The sequence below is a fragment of the Rhizobium sp. CB3060 genome, assembly GCF_025200735.1.
In the GTDB taxonomy this organism is placed as follows: Bacteria; Pseudomonadota; Alphaproteobacteria; order Rhizobiales; family Rhizobiaceae; genus Rhizobium.
In genome coordinates this window covers 483,760-497,813 of sequence record NZ_CP104159.1, presented here as the reverse complement: position 1 = coordinate 497,813, position 14,054 = coordinate 483,760, and the positions used below count along the sequence as shown (strand labels likewise).

The following is a 14,054-nucleotide window of genomic DNA, read 5'->3' as shown; positions in this document are numbered from 1 at the left end:
GTCAGCGCTTCGACTTGCGGTCGCCGCGATCGCCTTCACCGGGCTTGGCTTCCTGCTTGGCCTGATGACGGCGATCTGCCGACAGCGATCGACCAACGTCGGCACTCTCCTTGAATTGACCCTTTTCGTTTCGGCGGACGTAACGCTTGTCGGTGCCGGTGTCGATGAGTTCACGCTTGCTCATGAGGTGAGTCCTATTCAGATCGCTGCATCTGCAGAACGCATGCGCTGGGAAAAAGATGCAGGCGCCGGCGTGATCCGTCTCCGACCGGAACAAGACATAGGTCAAAACATGCCCTTGCTCGATGGTCTATAGCTCGAGTGGCAAAGTGATGGGCCTATTCTCGGTCTGGCCTTCTCATTCTTGCCTGTAAGAAATGCTCCGCTATGTGGGTTAGGATGGATGTTGAGGAGAACAAAGTTTCGGTGAGTTCTGACGCGCCCACCCAGATGCCACTCCAGGCGCAAAACCCTAATATCATGGATGAGGTGGAACGCCTTCTGAAGGGGCGTACCCGTGATATTCGCCTAAAGGGCGAGCTTTATCGCCTCTATCAAGAACGCTCCTGGCTTCGAACGGCCAAGATCATTCGCTCCTGGATGATTTGGGTCGCTTTGATCGACGTGCTGACATGGGGCCTCAACGCAATCCTGCTTCCAAAGGCGATAGCGATGGCGATGCTTCCGCCGGCCTGCATCCTTCCTCCGGCCGCGTTGACCACGGCCTTTATCTGGAAAATACCGCGCGCTTTCCAGCTCCAAAGGATTGTCCTGATCGCAGGCATGTTCCTTATCCTCCTGTCAGTAGCGCTGGTGGGCGTGAATGCGGGAGGCGAGTTTTACGAACGACATTTGAACATCATGCTGTTCGTGGCCATTACCGCGATCATCATCTTTGGCATACCGCTGGCGTGGACGACGATGATCGCAGTCATGGCGCTTGGTCTCTATCTGTTTTTCCAAATGCGGAACCCGGGTGTCGAATTGGGAAGCTTGGAGGCGGCCACGCTGTTCTTCGCCAGCGGCATCGTCGCAACGGTCGTAGCCCGGCGCACCATGACGATTTTGGCGCAGAAGACCTTCCTTCTTGAGTTGCGAGACAAGAGCCGAGTGGCGGAATTGGCCGATGCGAATGCTCGGCTCGAACTTCTTGCGAGAACAGATCCCCTCACCGGCATCGCCAACCGACGATGGATGATGGAAATGCTCAATCGTCTCTGGAGTGGGGACAGCCCGCGCGCAGAGGGGATTGCCATGCTGATGTGCGACATCGATCATTTCAAGCTGCTGAACGATAGTCTCGGCCATGGCGAGGGGGACCGCTGCCTAGTAAAGGTTGCCGGCATCATTCAAAGCAGCATGAGAAAAAATCGCGACCGTGTTTCACGTTACGGCGGCGAAGAGTTTCTCATTGTGCTTCCGGGCGTAAATGAGGAAGAGGCAATTGCAGTTGCCGAACGAATTCGGGAAGGGGTCGAAACTGCCTCCCTCCCGAACCCTGCATCCGGAATGTCGCCATGCGTCACCGTCAGCATTGGGGTAGTCCACGTGCCGAACGTCGGCGCCGTCTCACCGGAGCAGCTTCAGAACCAGGCTGATGAGGCTCTTTACCTCGCCAAGCAATCCGGTCGAAACCGAGTGGTGCTTTACAAGCCAAGCTCGCCGAACGCATGAGCTGCAGTTACTTGTGGCAACACGTCCGGCGTGCGGACGATCACCGCTGCTGCGACACTGATGATGCTGCTGTCGATTGTCCTGCTCGTGGTCGCAAACCTGCTGGCAAGACGAGGAGGCAAGGCAAGCAAGCCTCAGAGCTGACAAACCTACCGGATGCGGTACACAAACGTCGCGTCAGTGCAAAGGTTTGACGGATGTCGCAGCGAAGGACTCGATACCTTCGAGTTCGACCGTCTGAAGGAATTGTTCAAACGCCTCCGCGTCGGTGTCGAACACGTCCATCCAAACCGTGATATCGAGTCCTTCATCGACGACCTGGAGGTTCCATCCGCAGTCCTCACCAAACGGTCGAAAAATTTCCACGATCACGCTTGTCCCGTCGACAATAAACGGCCGGGACAGGGGAGAATATTCAAAGTGCGGATTACAATCATTATCCGCACCGGCCAAACTGTCGGTCATACCGTCTCTCCCGGCTAGCTCCATGCCCGCGAATACAGCAGCTCACGGAGCTGGCTTTGCTTTGTCACACCGATCTGAAACCAATAGACCAGCTCTCGCGCCGCCTCCTGAGCTTCGTCGCTCGCGTTTTCGCAACACCGGTCCTCGCAATAATCTCTTAGGAGCGTTTGCATCATCATAACGTCTTCCGGATAAAGCGGCGGCGTCCGGCGGCCAAATGCCTGAACCATCTCATCCTCCTACAAAGGTCACACCGCCTTCAGACAGTAGGCATAAAATCCGGTTCGCCAATTAACTTTGACATAGGGGGCATCATTCCTCGACAAAGGAACGCTCACCCGAGCAGAGCCGCCCGACGCTCACCTCGATTGAATGCACTCCTTGTTGGGGGGGCACGTTCTATCAATAGAAAACGTAGGCGAATGCTTACATGGGGAAAATTCTGCACACTGGGGATGTCATGGAGGATGACGATCGGCTCTTCTTGCCCTTTCAGCGGCCACCTTTTGAAAACTCGAAGGCTTCGAACACGCAGAAGCTGAGCATGGCGCTGGTGCACTGAGCCGGCAACGAAGGCCGGCTCAGTGCCGATGCGACACTAGCTGCGTGGCGAAGACGTATAGGGACGTGTGTCAACGTCCGCGTCGACATAAGGATCGAGCGTATCGTCAAAACGCTGCCATCCCTGCCCTGCATAAAGTGCCCGACGCTCGCTGAGACTAACGCGCGGCAGACGTTCAAGGATCCGGTTTGCGATGGCGATCTCCTCGCCGTCAACACGCGCTACGACGAGCGAAGCGCCGCGTCGAACACTCTCCGCATAGACATTCGCATCCTCCTCCGGCACTCCGGACTTTATCAAAGCACCAACAATGCCACCGGCCGCGCCGCCGACGACGGCACCGCCTGCCGCGCCGGCCAGAGCGGCGACAAGCCAACCTGCGGCCACGACGGGGCCGACACCAGGGATGGCGAGCATTCCAAGCCCAGCCAGCAGGCCGCCCGCTCCACCGGCCACCGCGCCAATACCTGCTCCGGTGCCCGCGCCTTCGGCGGCTCTGTTGCCTTGCTCCTCGACCTTGCGGCCCTCGACGGTCCTGCTGACAATGCTGATATTGTCCGACGAGATGCCGGCGTCTTCCAACTGCTCAACGGCACGTTTGGCATCGTCATGGTGATCAAAAAGTCCAGCTACAGTTGCCATGAGATATTCCTTCCTTCGTGTTCTTGATTGCGACGGCCATTCACTTCGTGACGATGTTGCCCTGGTAATCCAGCGCAACCTGGACTGTCTTCGAGCCCTTCATCGCGGATGCTCGCCACACACCTTGATCATCGAGCTGCAGGTTGGTGATGTTGGTATAGCCGGCCTCTTCCATTCGCGATTTAGCCTGGCCTTCGGTGAAGCTGTTCTTGCCTTGTACCGGCGCCCCGGGGTTCTTTGTGTCTGGTGTCGCGACCGCAGGCGTCTCCTGCGTGGTCGTCGGCTTCTGGCTTTGTGCAAAGCCTGCCGAAGCGGCCATGAGAAGAGCGGTCGACATTAGTAAAATTTTCCTCATTGGATTCCTCGCTGTCGTTCCTCTGAATTGGGGGCGCAGACCTAATCGGTTGAGAGAATGTATGTTCCCGGGGGCGACCGAAGAATCTGCCGGAGGCTCAATCCCTCCCAAAAAGGAAAGGAGCTTAGGAATGATGTCTTTTGCCCTGGTGGATTCAGCGCGTGGTCGGGATTTCATTTCCCGGAACTCGCGTTTCAGCGGGGCGGTATCATAGACCGCCGCTGCGCCCATGATCTCCCCGATCATATCCAAAAGGCCAGGGAACCGCGAGCCGTCAGCCGAGTTGTGTTCTCATGGCAAGGAGCACAAAAATGCATCTCACGGACACCAAGGTCATCCGCGAAGGAAACATGCTGAAGGTCCAGTTCTCCGGCGAGGGAGGCGAAGCCGTTTCCGTTCAGATCAACAGCGGCGGCGTGCAGATGGATGATATTGCAGCGATCGATCAAGCCAAGGTGATGATGGTTCAGCTCACTGCATTCGGCACGCGGGACGGCGGCGGAAGCCTCAACGCCTATGATGCGCTGAGCAATGGCAATTTCGATCCGGGTCAACCGTATCCACCGGTCGATGGGTCGGAGACGAAACACTGACCGCCCACGGCGAGGAGATGATGAATGCAATGTCGTTTGCCCGGCGGGTGCGGGGTCTCTCGGCGGCGTCGTGCTGCTGGCCTCGGCCGTTCTTGAAGGAGAGCAAGTCATGCCAGACAACTCGAAAACATCCCCTGCAGTGGAATCCATGAAGCGGGAACAGGCCGCGCAGCGGCGAAGGGCCAGCAAGGGTCAGCTCCAACAAGGTCTCGAGGATACCTTTCCGGCTTCGGACCCGGTGTCTGTTACCCACAGCGACATTCCATCAGGCCGCGCTGATGCGGAGGAGGCCCAGCGGGTGAAACGTCAAGCCGATTTCTCGGCCAATCCCGACGGTCGGCTGACTGACGACCAAGTTCGCTTCGGCCAGAGGCGAAGTGGCGACGGGCGGCAGGGACTTTTCTCTCACGAGAGGTCCTGGCGCGACCCCGAGGCGGACACCCCGTCAACGGCGGGAAGCATGCTCGACAATTTTCGAGAACGCGTAAGGGAACGACCTCTTCTAGCCATCGGCGCCGCCGCGGTGGTGGCATATATTTATGCGCTCAGCTCTCATCGGGAGTGAAAGCGGCAAAAGCGGATAGGATAGCCGGTGGCGGTGGTTTCCGGCTGGGGGCTGAGTTTCTGAAGCCTACAGTTGCGACAAAACTCCGCATATCGAAAGCGCGAGCGGTGGCAGTTGCTTATGTTCGCGCACAATATTGCAGAACCGCGCGACGCTCCAATCGAGCGCTGTTACGACTTTTCGTCAGGCCAACTCATGATCAGCGGGATCGCAACACCTGCGATCCTTCCGAGCGGCAATCGTTTCAACAAGCGAACGGAGACAAAGGTCATTGCCATCGCACCTGCAAGTTTTGCCCATGGATAGGCGCCGAGCTGGGCGTGGGCGCTCGCATCTGCCCAATCGAGGTTCGTTCTGACAACGGTTGTCGCCTGCTGGGCAACGGCGGCCAAGCGCTCACGCAGATTTTTGATCTCGTCTCTGACATCGGCGATATCGCTTTTGAGGGCATCAAGGCGCTGGCGTTCGGCACCCATATCGTCGATGGAGTCTTGAAACCCCTCTTCCGCCGGCGCATCAGCTTCGAGCGCGGCGAGATGCGCCTGCAACTCGGCATCCGTGCTAAAGCCTTCCGGCTGCCTAGAAGCGTTCATCTCGGGCTCCTTCATAGAAAAGGTATCACAATGGTCGCAAGCATCGCCCTCATACGGCTTTGCTGGATCACAGGAGAACGCGCGACGATTCAAAAGGATGCATAAAAACGCGCTGGGCAGCCCGGCCACTCGCGACGAATAAGGGAGACAATATGTCGATTGTGCCGTCCGCCGAGCGTTGATCGCAGGGAACTTAGCTCACGGATATTCATTTATAAGCTGCGGTCTTCGTGGCCGCAGCTCAAGGTGTTAGCGCGGGTCACCGGAGCTTGAGCCCGCCGCGCTTGTAGCACGCGGCGGGCTCAGATAATTCGCAGTTGTTTTGCCTAAGCGTTAAGACGCCATTGCATAGAGGCGGTGCGTGGATTGAGCCGCACTGCGCGTCCTGAACCGTTGCACGAGATCGGCAAGGTTCTCGGTCTCCTGGGTCAGGCTCTGGGCGGCTGCGGTCGTCTCTTCCACCATGGCTGCGTTTTGCTGGGTGACCTTATCCATTTGATCTCCGGCAGCCGAGACTTCTCTCAAGCTTGCCGCCTGCTCACGAGCCGCAACGGCGATCTGGGCGACGGTTGAGCTCATGGCAATGACCTGCTCGACGATTTGTTCGAGCGAAGTGCCGGATTCCCCGACAAGCTGCACACCGGTCGTGACTTGGGCGGAAGAGGTGGAGATCAGTTCCTTGATCTCTCTCGCTGCACTGGCCGACCGTTGCGCGAGTTCACGCACCTCTTGGGCGACGACAGCAAAGCCCTTACCTGCCTCTCCCGCACGCGCTGCTTCCACGCCGGCATTGAGGGCAAGCAGGTTGGTCTGGAAGGCGATTTCATCGATAACGCCGATAATATTGCCGATCTTGGACGAAGAATTTTGAATCTCCGTCATCGCGTCAATCGCGCGGGCGACGATCGCGCCGCCGTTTTCCGCATTGGCACGGGCGGTCGCAACGGCGCTCTGGGCATGACTTGCCCCTTCCGCCGTGCCGTTGACGCCCCGTGTCACATCGCCCAACGCCGCGACCGTTTCCTCAATCGAAGCGGCTTGCTGTTCCGTACGACGGGCAAGATCGTGGGATGCGGAGGAGATTTCCGTGAGCCCCGACCTGATCGTGCCGACAGCGCGGATGACGGAGTCCACCGCCTCCTCCAGGCTGGAGACGGCGCTGTTGAAATGATCCCGAATGCGGACATAGCGGCGGTCAACCTCACCGACGCGCACTGTAAGGTCACCCTTCGAGAGCGCATCGAGACCGAGAGAGATCTGCTGGAAGGCATGTTCCATCACCTGGGCATCCGAAAGCCGCTCGGCTTCCTGGCGCAGGCGTTCTTCTTCGGCCGCAAGCCGAGCGCGCTCGGCATTGGCTTCCGCGACGACCTTGGCATGTCCGGTCTCTTGGAAGACCTTCAGCGAACGTGCCATGGCGCCGAGCTCGTGACGATGTTCAGTACCTTCGATCGTCATTGTGTCGTCGCCACGGGCAAGGCGCTCCATCGTCCACGCCATCTTGCGGACAGCAGAGGAAATCAGTCGCCCGATGAAATAGGCCAGTACGAGACCGATCACGATCAGAAGCCCGCTGATTACCAGCGTCGAGCGGGTCGCGGACGCAACTGTGGTATCGACCGAACCGTCGAGAGCCTTCTGTGCATCCATGACCGTCGCCTGCAGATCTCGGAAGCCGGTGGCGATTTTCGGCGCCAGAACATTAAGTTCGCTATCGCGGATCTTATTGGTCGCCAGCATCACGTCCCTGACGTCGCCAAGGCGGCCTGTATAGTTCTGCATGAGCCGACCGGCACCGAGAATACGTTTGTGCTGCAGTTCATTTTTTGCAGCCTTGGCGGCGTCGTCGTTCAAAGCCATGGCGTCGTTCAGCGCCGCCTGGGCAATGTCGTAGGACGCCAGATCGCCTGAGTGGATAAAACGCTCGGAGAAATAGAGGCTACGGTTCAAGGCTTCGAGCGTCGCGCCGGTCATATGCAGCAGCGTCACATCGTTCTGCCTCCATGCACTGCGCATCACGTCATTGAGCGCAATGCTGGTCCAAGGACCGAACTCGGTGACCTTGGCGATCAGGGCCTCGCGCCGGGCGTGAAGGGTTACGACCTGCTCGAAAGCCTTGCCATAGGCGTCAACATCCTGGCGGATGGTCGCCATGCCTGTCTCCAGAGAACTGTTGCCGGCAAAGCGTTGGTCTTCAGCGGCAAATGCCTTAACCCCTGCGCGGAAGCGGTCCACGATTTCCTGTGTCGGGTTGGATCTGAAAGCTTCCACCGACATCTGGATTTCGTGGAGCTGGTTGCTGTGATCCGAAATGGCAAGGCTCTGACCCGCAGTACCGCGATAAGAGGAGAAGATGGACGAAAGTCCGCCCATACCGGAAATTGCGTTGACCGACAGCAAGCTCATGAGCAGGATCAGCGGCAGGAAACCGGCCGTAATCTGTGCGCGGATGCCGAGTTTATTCCAAAAGCGCAACATCATAATCCTCTTTTGCTCACTGGCTCTTCGGCTGGTATTGGGCGATATTCTGGGGCGTGACGAGTTCGAACGGCACGTTGTTGACGCGCGGCACTTGCTGGCCATTGATGAGCTTGATTGCCGCATCGACTGCCGTCGCGCCCTGTCCGACCGCACTTTGAAGGATCGTCACATCGAGATCGCCCGCCTCCATCGCGGCGAGGGCGTCGTCGGTTGCATCGACGCCTGCAACAATGACATCTTTCATCGACATGCCATTCCGCTTCATGGCCCGGATCGCGCCGAGCGCCATCTCGTCGTTATTGGCGATAACCGCGTCGAACTTCACCCCGGCCGTTAGCCATTCCTGCATCTGCTGATCGGCATAATCCCGCGACCAATAGGCGGCTTGCCGCTCGACAACCTGCAGGCCTTTGCATTCGGGCGTGGCAATGACGTTGTCGATATCCTGAGTGCGGGCGCGGGCGGCTTGGTGGAAGGGCTCGCCCATCAACACCACGACACGTCCCTTGCCCTGCAGGAGAGAGCAGACCTGCTTGGTTTCCAACGTTCCCGATTCCGCTTCGTCGGACGCGACGACAACCTGATTTTCCGGCAAGTCGGAGAGATTCGAGGGAACGTTATTGATGTAGATCAGCGGAATATGGGCGTCGGCCGCAAGCTTGGTCATCTGCGGTCCGAGGTCGCCGTCGGAGACGGCAATGATGATGGCGTCGACCTTATCGGCGATCATCTGTTGGACCTGCTTCTTCTGAAGCTCGTTGTCGCCCTTGGCATTTTGCGAGACCAGCTTCAGCCCGGAAATCGTTTTTCCATGCGAAAGGACGCCGTTCAGCACCATCGCCCGGAATTTATCCAGATCGGACATTGCTACGCCGATCGTTTGTGCGCTCGCAGTGGAGGCGCACATCGCCATCACGAAAGCAGCAAATATGGTTTTCCTCATTATCCACCCCAGGGCGTTCACCAAACTGAGGACTTGTAATGAGTTTTTAGTTAAATTTTACTTTATGATAACCAATGATTTTAAGAACATCCTCAGGGCAAGCGCGGCTTCTTGAATATATCTCCCTCAAGAAGACCTAATTTCACTATGACTAAATAATATTCCACTCAAAAACGCCACCCATTAGCTCATCCTAGGCGACGTGGACAAATTTGAGCCAGTATCTGGCAGTGGCGAGGTGGACCATGCCGAGGAAGCTGCTGGCCAGTTGGTCGTAGCGGGTTGCGATGGCCCGGTTGATCTCGAGGCGGCCGAACATGCGCTCGATGCGGTTGCGCCCCTTGTAGAGCGTGCGGTCATGCTCAATCTTCACCTGGCGGTTTGAGCGACCGGGGATGACGGGATTGATGTTCCGTTTCGCAAGGTCAGCACGGATAGCGTCAGCATCGTAACCCTTGTCAGCAAGCAGGGCATCCGGTGCCCGCTCTGGCAAGGCAATCAGGGCTTCATACGCCTTGCAGTCTGCGGCTTCGCCGCCCGTCAGGTGGAACGCAAGCGGTCGCCCGAGGGCGTCAGCCAGGCAGTGAAGTTTACTGGTGAACCCACCCCGCGAGCGGCCAAGAGCGCGTCGATGAGCCCCCCTTTTCCGCCTGCTGCCGAAACGTGGGCGCGGACGGTGGTGCTGTCGATGCTGTAGTGACCACTGTCCGCCATGATCTCGGCCAGCGTCACCGCCACGATCTCCCAGACCGCGGCCTCGCTCCATCGCAGGAACCGGCGGTAGATGGTGTTCCAGCTCCCATATTTGGGCGGCACATCGCGCCACGGAGCACCGCACCGCAGCCGCCAGAGTATGCCGTTAATGATCGAACGGTTCTGTTCGGGAGGTCGGCCTGGACCCCGGTTCTTACGTTCGATGGGCAGCAAATCCTTCAGGATGCGCCATTCCGCCCCGGTGAGATCGCCCCGGCTCAAGCCTGCCTCCAAAAAGCAGGCTTGAATCAACCAGTCCGCGCTACGTCAACTGTCAAGCGATGAGGAAAAGATGATCGGAAAAGAGAGCCTTGCCTTCTCGGGCGAGGATTTCCGATAGCCAATCTGATGGTCATGGGCGCATTCTCCCAGGCCCAGGGTGAATTGCCGGCTGGAAAGGATCTGGGGGTTGCCGCCGCGTTGATCGACGCGTTCGAAGGCGCAGTCACGCGTGCCAAGGTCGAACGTAGCCGGTCGCCGTTCGACAGCTTTAAAGGTTTCGTTTTGTCCGCCCTTGTGGCCTGAACGATTCTGACCAGTAAATATACGACCGGTCATATTTATTTCACAAGTTTCTCGCTGGAACGCCGCGCCAGTGAGTGATGACGTCTGTCCGCGGCTGATCTAAAGGAACCGAACAATGTCCACGATCACTACTACAGATGGCGTAAACATCTTCTACAAGGATTGGGGGTCAGGTCAGCCGATCGTTTTCAGCCACGGTTGGCCGCTGACAGCGGACGACTGGGATGCCCAAATGACATTCTTCCTTCGTCACGGGTATCGGGTGATCGCCCACGACCGGCGCGGCCATGGCCGGTCCGACCAGCCCAGCACCGGCAACGACATGGACCACTGGGTTGCCGACCTCGCGGCCCTGACGGAACACCTCAACCTGCGCGACGCGATCCATATCGGGCACTCGACAGGTGGCGGTGAGGTGGCTCGCTATGTCGCTCGCCACCAGGAGCGCGTCTCGAAAGCGGTGCTGGTCGCCTCACTGACGCCGAACATGTACCGGAGCGAGGACAACCCGTCCGGTCAGCCGCCGGAGTGGTTCGAAGCGATCCGGGCAGGCGTGCTGGGCAACCGGTCGGAATTCTACCGTTTCGTCCCTGAGAACCCGTTCTATGGCTACAACCTCGATGGGGCCGAGCCTTCGGAGGCAATCATCGCGAACTGGTGGCGCCAAGGCATGGCCGGCGGTGCTCTCGCTCACTACGCGACCGTCGACTCTTGGCTCGAAGATTATACCGAAGACCTCAAGAAGATCACCGTGCCGGTGCTGGTGATGCATGGCGAGGCGGATCAAGTCGTCCCATTCGCAAGTTCGGTGCCGCGTGCGGTCGACCTGCTTAAGAACGGGTCGCTGAAAACTTATGCCGGCTACCCCCATGGCATGCTAACCACACATGCGGATGTCCTCAACCCCGACCTGCTCTCGTTCATAAGGTCTTGACGACATCTCTTATCCATTATCGTCTATGGTGAACGTTTCGGGTTGTGAATTGAGGAGGGGTCGGTTTTTGGCGTCGTGACGAAGGAACGAACAACAAGCTCAAACCCTCCTCGAAAATTCGTCGGCCAGGGCCCCTGGCGAAGCGGCGGCCCTGGCAGCGTTGCTCGGCCTTGACGGAGTTCCACCCCGCGGTAGGCTTCGCGCCTCGCTCTCTGCCTGCGCGAGGGCGCTTGAAGGGCAATCGTGGCATAAGGAATTTGTCCACACCGCCTAGGTGAGCGCCCTCAGTGCGGAAAAACCCTGCCGTCGAACAGCTTTCGCGCAGTACGGATCGTGCCCGCTCCCTTTATCTCTCCCTGACTGTCCAGATCCAGGAACACCTCCATGCTTCCCGTCGGATGCTCGATCTCGTAGCGACCGTCTGCCGGCGCGTTCACCATTTTTCCCGCCGTGCTATTCTTCAGGCGTGTGGCCGTCGCGACCGTCACCGCCGCAAGCACACCGACGGACGCATGGACGCGGTGTGGGATGAAACTGCGCGTGGAGATGGCGCCGCCATTTTCTGGCAAAGAGACCAGGATCATTTTCGGAACGGATGCGGTGGTGACCTCGCCGAGTTTCATCATCGGCCCGCTCTTGAGGCGGATTGCCTCGATCCGCGATTTGACCTCGGCCTTCGCCTCAAGCTCCTCGCGATTTTCTTGTCCCGTCAGGCCGAAGTCGGACGCCCGCATGATCACACAGGGCATGCCGTTGTCGATGAGAGTTGCTTCGACGCCATCGATGATATCGATCTCGTTGCCTGTCGGCAGCAATGCGCCGCACATCGCTCCCGCAATGTTCGTAAACAGCAGCGGAACGGCGGCATGCTTGCCCGGCACGCCCGCAATCGAGGCGGTCCCCGCGTAGTTCACCCGCCCGTTCGGCGTCTCGATCTTGGCGACCGCGACCTCGCCCGAGTTGAGCATGTGGATGCGAACTTCAGTAATATCCCCAGCCGGCTTCACCAAACCGCGCTCTATGGCGGCGGGACCGACACCCGCAAGGATGTTGCCGCATCCCTGCGCATCGCTCACCAGCGCCTGATCGACGAAGACCTGCAGGAAGAGGTAATCCACATCCGCGTCTTCGCGTGTGGATGCGGAGAGCACGGCGACCTTCGACGTTAGCGGGTCAGCCCCGCCGATGCCGTCGATCTGGCGCGGATCGGGCGAGCCCATGATCCTCAGCAGGAGATCGTCGCGTTCCGCCTTGTCGGTCGGCAGGTGCTCGGCGAGAAAATAGGCGCCCTTCGACGTGCCGCCGCGCATCCACAAGCAGGGGATGCCCTCCTCATACATATTTGAGGCCCTTTGCCGCCAGCGTCTCGCGCATGCCGTAGATGTCGAGGCCCAGTTCACCAGATGCCAGACGCTTGCGTTTGGCTTCTTCGTTGGCAAGCCGCTTCTCCGCCGCTGCCACCACGTCCGCCACTTCGGCCCGCTTGACAACGCAGACGCCGTCATCATCGGCAACGATGACATCGCCGGCCTCGATATGGGCTCCGGCGCAGACGACGGGTACATTCACCGAGCCGACCGTCTCCTTGACGGTCCCCTGGGCGGAGACCGCCTTCGACCAGACGGGAAAGCCCATCTGCGTCAGATCTCGCACATCGCGAACACCTGCATCGATCACAAGACCGCGGCAGCCGCGCGCCATGGCCGAGGTCGCGAGCAGATCGCCAAAATAACCATTGTCGCAAGGCGACGTCGGCGCAAGGACAAGAATGTCTCCTTCCCCGAGCTGCTCGATCGCCACATGGACCATCCAATTATCGCCGGGAGGCGCTGAAATCGTCACCGCCGATCCCGCAACCTGCGCGCCGGAATAGATCGGCCGCATGTAGCTTGCCAGCATTCCCTTTCGGCCCTGCGCCTCGTGGACCGTCGCGACCCCTGCCCTGGCAAGCCTTCCGATCAGGTCAGGTTCAGCGCGCGAGATGTTCTGAACGACGACTCCCATCAATGGTCTCCTTGCTTCTTTGCGGGTGGTGTCCCGTGCGTATGGAAAGTTTCGATTGTTTTCAGACCCCAGGCCTGGCCCTTCTTTCGCTCGGCCTCGGTCCAGACGACGGGTTGCCAGTCGGGTGCGAGGATCAGCCGTGCGCCCGAATTGGCGAGCTCGACCCGGTTGCCCGCCGGTTCCCAGACATAGAGGAAGAAAGTCCCCTGGATCGCGTGCTTGTGAGGCCCGGTCTCGATGTGGATGCCGTTTTCGAGGAAAATGTCGGCCGCACGCAGGATTTCTTCGCGCGTGTCGGTCGCATAAGTTACGTGGTGCAGGCGCCCATCGCCGCCGCCGTGTTCTTCTGTGCAGGCAAGGTCATAGGTTTTGTTGTTGACCGTGAACCAGCACCCGCCAAGGCGGCCATTGTCGAGCTGGATCATTTCCGTCACGCGCGATCCGAGACAGGTCTCCATGAACTTGCGGAACTCGAACACGTCCGCCGCGAGCAGGTTCAGGTGATCGAGACGGCGCGGATGGCAGCCCCGCGCATGATAGCGCTGGGCGAGATTCTTGAGCTTCGGCCGCTCCTCCGGCGGCGGATCGTAGCGGACCGTCTCCCAATAGATTTCGAAGATATGACCGAAAGGATCCCTGAATCGGAACGCCCTGCCATGGCCCATATCGCCGTCCACCCAGCCGAGCACATCGTAACCGCTTGCCTCGATTGCCCTGACGCGCCGTTCAAGCGCTTCCGGCGACGAGACCCTGTAGGCAACGTGCCCGATCCCGGTCGTCTCATGGCGCGTCAGTTTCAGCGTATGGAACTCGTAATCGTCCCAGCCACGCAGATAGGCGGAACTCTCGTCCTCGCCCGCCAAGGTCAATCCATAGACATTGACGAAGAAATCGAGGCTCTCGTCGTATTTGTCGGTGAACATCTCGACGTGACCGAGGTGGGCGATGTCGAAACAGGGTTCCAT

The 14,054-nt window shown here is 59.0% G+C and carries 16 protein-coding genes and 1 pseudogene; 5 read left to right on the top strand and 12 right to left on the bottom strand.

Annotated features, from left to right (window positions below):
• Position 1: 1 nt before the first annotated feature.
• Positions 2-184, bottom strand: a complete 183-nt coding sequence (locus N2601_RS21775) for a hypothetical protein (RefSeq protein WP_260304867.1) — start codon at positions 182-184, stop codon at positions 2-4.
• Positions 185-450: 266 nt separating this feature from the next.
• Here N2601_RS21775 and N2601_RS21770 point away from each other — a divergent pair, with 266 nt between their 5' ends.
• Positions 451-1,674 (top strand): GGDEF domain-containing protein, encoded by a 1,224-nt coding sequence (locus tag N2601_RS21770; RefSeq protein WP_445945033.1) that lies wholly within the window; start codon positions 451-453, stop codon positions 1,672-1,674.
• Positions 1,675-1,851: 177 nt separating this feature from the next.
• Here the strand turns inward: N2601_RS21770 and N2601_RS21765 are convergent, their stop codons facing one another.
• The 4 genes from N2601_RS21765 to N2601_RS21750 all read right to left on the bottom strand — a co-directional run bounded on the left by N2601_RS21765 (position 1,852) and on the right by N2601_RS21750 (position 3,698).
• Complete coding sequence (locus N2601_RS21765; protein ID WP_260304865.1) at positions 1,852-2,139, bottom strand: hypothetical protein; 288 nt, start codon at positions 2,137-2,139, stop codon at positions 1,852-1,854.
• Between the two features lie 14 nt (positions 2,140-2,153).
• Positions 2,154-2,369, bottom strand: coding sequence for a hypothetical protein (locus N2601_RS21760; protein ID WP_260304864.1), 216 nt, complete (start codon positions 2,367-2,369; stop codon positions 2,154-2,156).
• A gap of 368 nt (positions 2,370-2,737) precedes the next feature.
• Positions 2,738-3,343 carry a general stress protein gene (locus tag N2601_RS21755; RefSeq protein ID WP_260304863.1) on the bottom strand — a complete coding sequence of 202 codons (606 nt, stop codon included), beginning with the start codon at positions 3,341-3,343 and terminating at the stop codon, positions 2,738-2,740.
• Between the two features lie 40 nt (positions 3,344-3,383).
• Complete coding sequence (locus N2601_RS21750) at positions 3,384-3,698, bottom strand: PepSY domain-containing protein (RefSeq protein WP_260304862.1); 315 nt, start codon at positions 3,696-3,698, stop codon at positions 3,384-3,386.
• 311 nt (positions 3,699-4,009) lie between these two features.
• Here N2601_RS21750 and N2601_RS21745 point away from each other — a divergent pair, with 311 nt between their 5' ends.
• A complete protein-coding gene (locus N2601_RS21745) occupies positions 4,010-4,291 on the top strand; it encodes a hypothetical protein (RefSeq protein WP_104826418.1) in 282 nt (93 codons plus the stop codon).
• A 109-nt stretch (positions 4,292-4,400) separates the two neighbouring features.
• Positions 4,401-4,856, top strand: a complete 456-nt coding sequence (locus N2601_RS21740; protein ID WP_260305292.1) for a hypothetical protein — start codon at positions 4,401-4,403, stop codon at positions 4,854-4,856.
• Between the two features lie 170 nt (positions 4,857-5,026).
• On the opposite strand, the gene N2601_RS21735 is transcribed toward N2601_RS21740, so the two are convergent.
• From N2601_RS21735 to N2601_RS21720, 4 genes and pseudogenes are all read right to left on the bottom strand, one after another.
• Entirely contained in the window at positions 5,027-5,449 is a 423-nt protein-coding gene (locus N2601_RS21735; RefSeq protein WP_260304861.1) for a hypothetical protein, read from the bottom strand.
• A gap of 333 nt (positions 5,450-5,782) precedes the next feature.
• Positions 5,783-7,927, bottom strand: coding sequence for a methyl-accepting chemotaxis protein (locus N2601_RS21730; protein WP_260304860.1), 2,145 nt, complete (start codon positions 7,925-7,927; stop codon positions 5,783-5,785).
• 16 nt (positions 7,928-7,943) lie between these two features.
• A complete protein-coding gene (locus N2601_RS21725; RefSeq protein WP_104826415.1) occupies positions 7,944-8,873 on the bottom strand; it encodes a substrate-binding domain-containing protein in 930 nt (309 codons plus the stop codon).
• A gap of 193 nt (positions 8,874-9,066) precedes the next feature.
• Positions 9,067-9,848: pseudogene (locus tag N2601_RS21720) on the bottom strand (IS5 family transposase).
• A 126-nt stretch (positions 9,849-9,974) separates the two neighbouring features.
• Here N2601_RS21720 and N2601_RS21715 point away from each other — a divergent pair.
• Together N2601_RS21715 and N2601_RS21710 are read left to right on the top strand one after the other, a co-directional pair.
• On the top strand, positions 9,975-10,151 hold the full coding sequence (locus N2601_RS21715) for a TetR family transcriptional regulator C-terminal domain-containing protein (protein WP_260304859.1): 177 nt from the start codon (positions 9,975-9,977) through the stop codon (positions 10,149-10,151).
• Positions 10,152-10,266: 115 nt separating this feature from the next.
• Positions 10,267-11,085 carry an alpha/beta fold hydrolase gene (locus N2601_RS21710; RefSeq protein ID WP_260304858.1) on the top strand — a complete coding sequence of 273 codons (819 nt, stop codon included), beginning with the start codon at positions 10,267-10,269 and terminating at the stop codon, positions 11,083-11,085.
• Between the two features lie 284 nt (positions 11,086-11,369).
• Here the strand turns inward: N2601_RS21710 and N2601_RS21705 are convergent, their stop codons facing one another.
• From N2601_RS21705 to N2601_RS21695, 3 genes are read right to left on the bottom strand one after another with little or no spacing between them, the layout of a single operon-like run.
• A complete protein-coding gene (locus tag N2601_RS21705; protein ID WP_260304857.1) occupies positions 11,370-12,425 on the bottom strand; it encodes a 4-oxalomesaconate tautomerase in 1,056 nt (351 codons plus the stop codon).
• A complete protein-coding gene (locus N2601_RS21700; protein WP_260304856.1) occupies positions 12,418-13,089 on the bottom strand; it encodes a 4-carboxy-4-hydroxy-2-oxoadipate aldolase/oxaloacetate decarboxylase in 672 nt (223 codons plus the stop codon). The genes N2601_RS21705 and N2601_RS21700 overlap by 8 nt, the downstream gene beginning before the upstream one ends.
• A complete protein-coding gene (locus N2601_RS21695; RefSeq protein ID WP_260304855.1) occupies positions 13,089-14,054 on the bottom strand; it encodes a VOC family protein in 966 nt (321 codons plus the stop codon). The genes N2601_RS21700 and N2601_RS21695 overlap by 1 nt, the downstream gene beginning before the upstream one ends.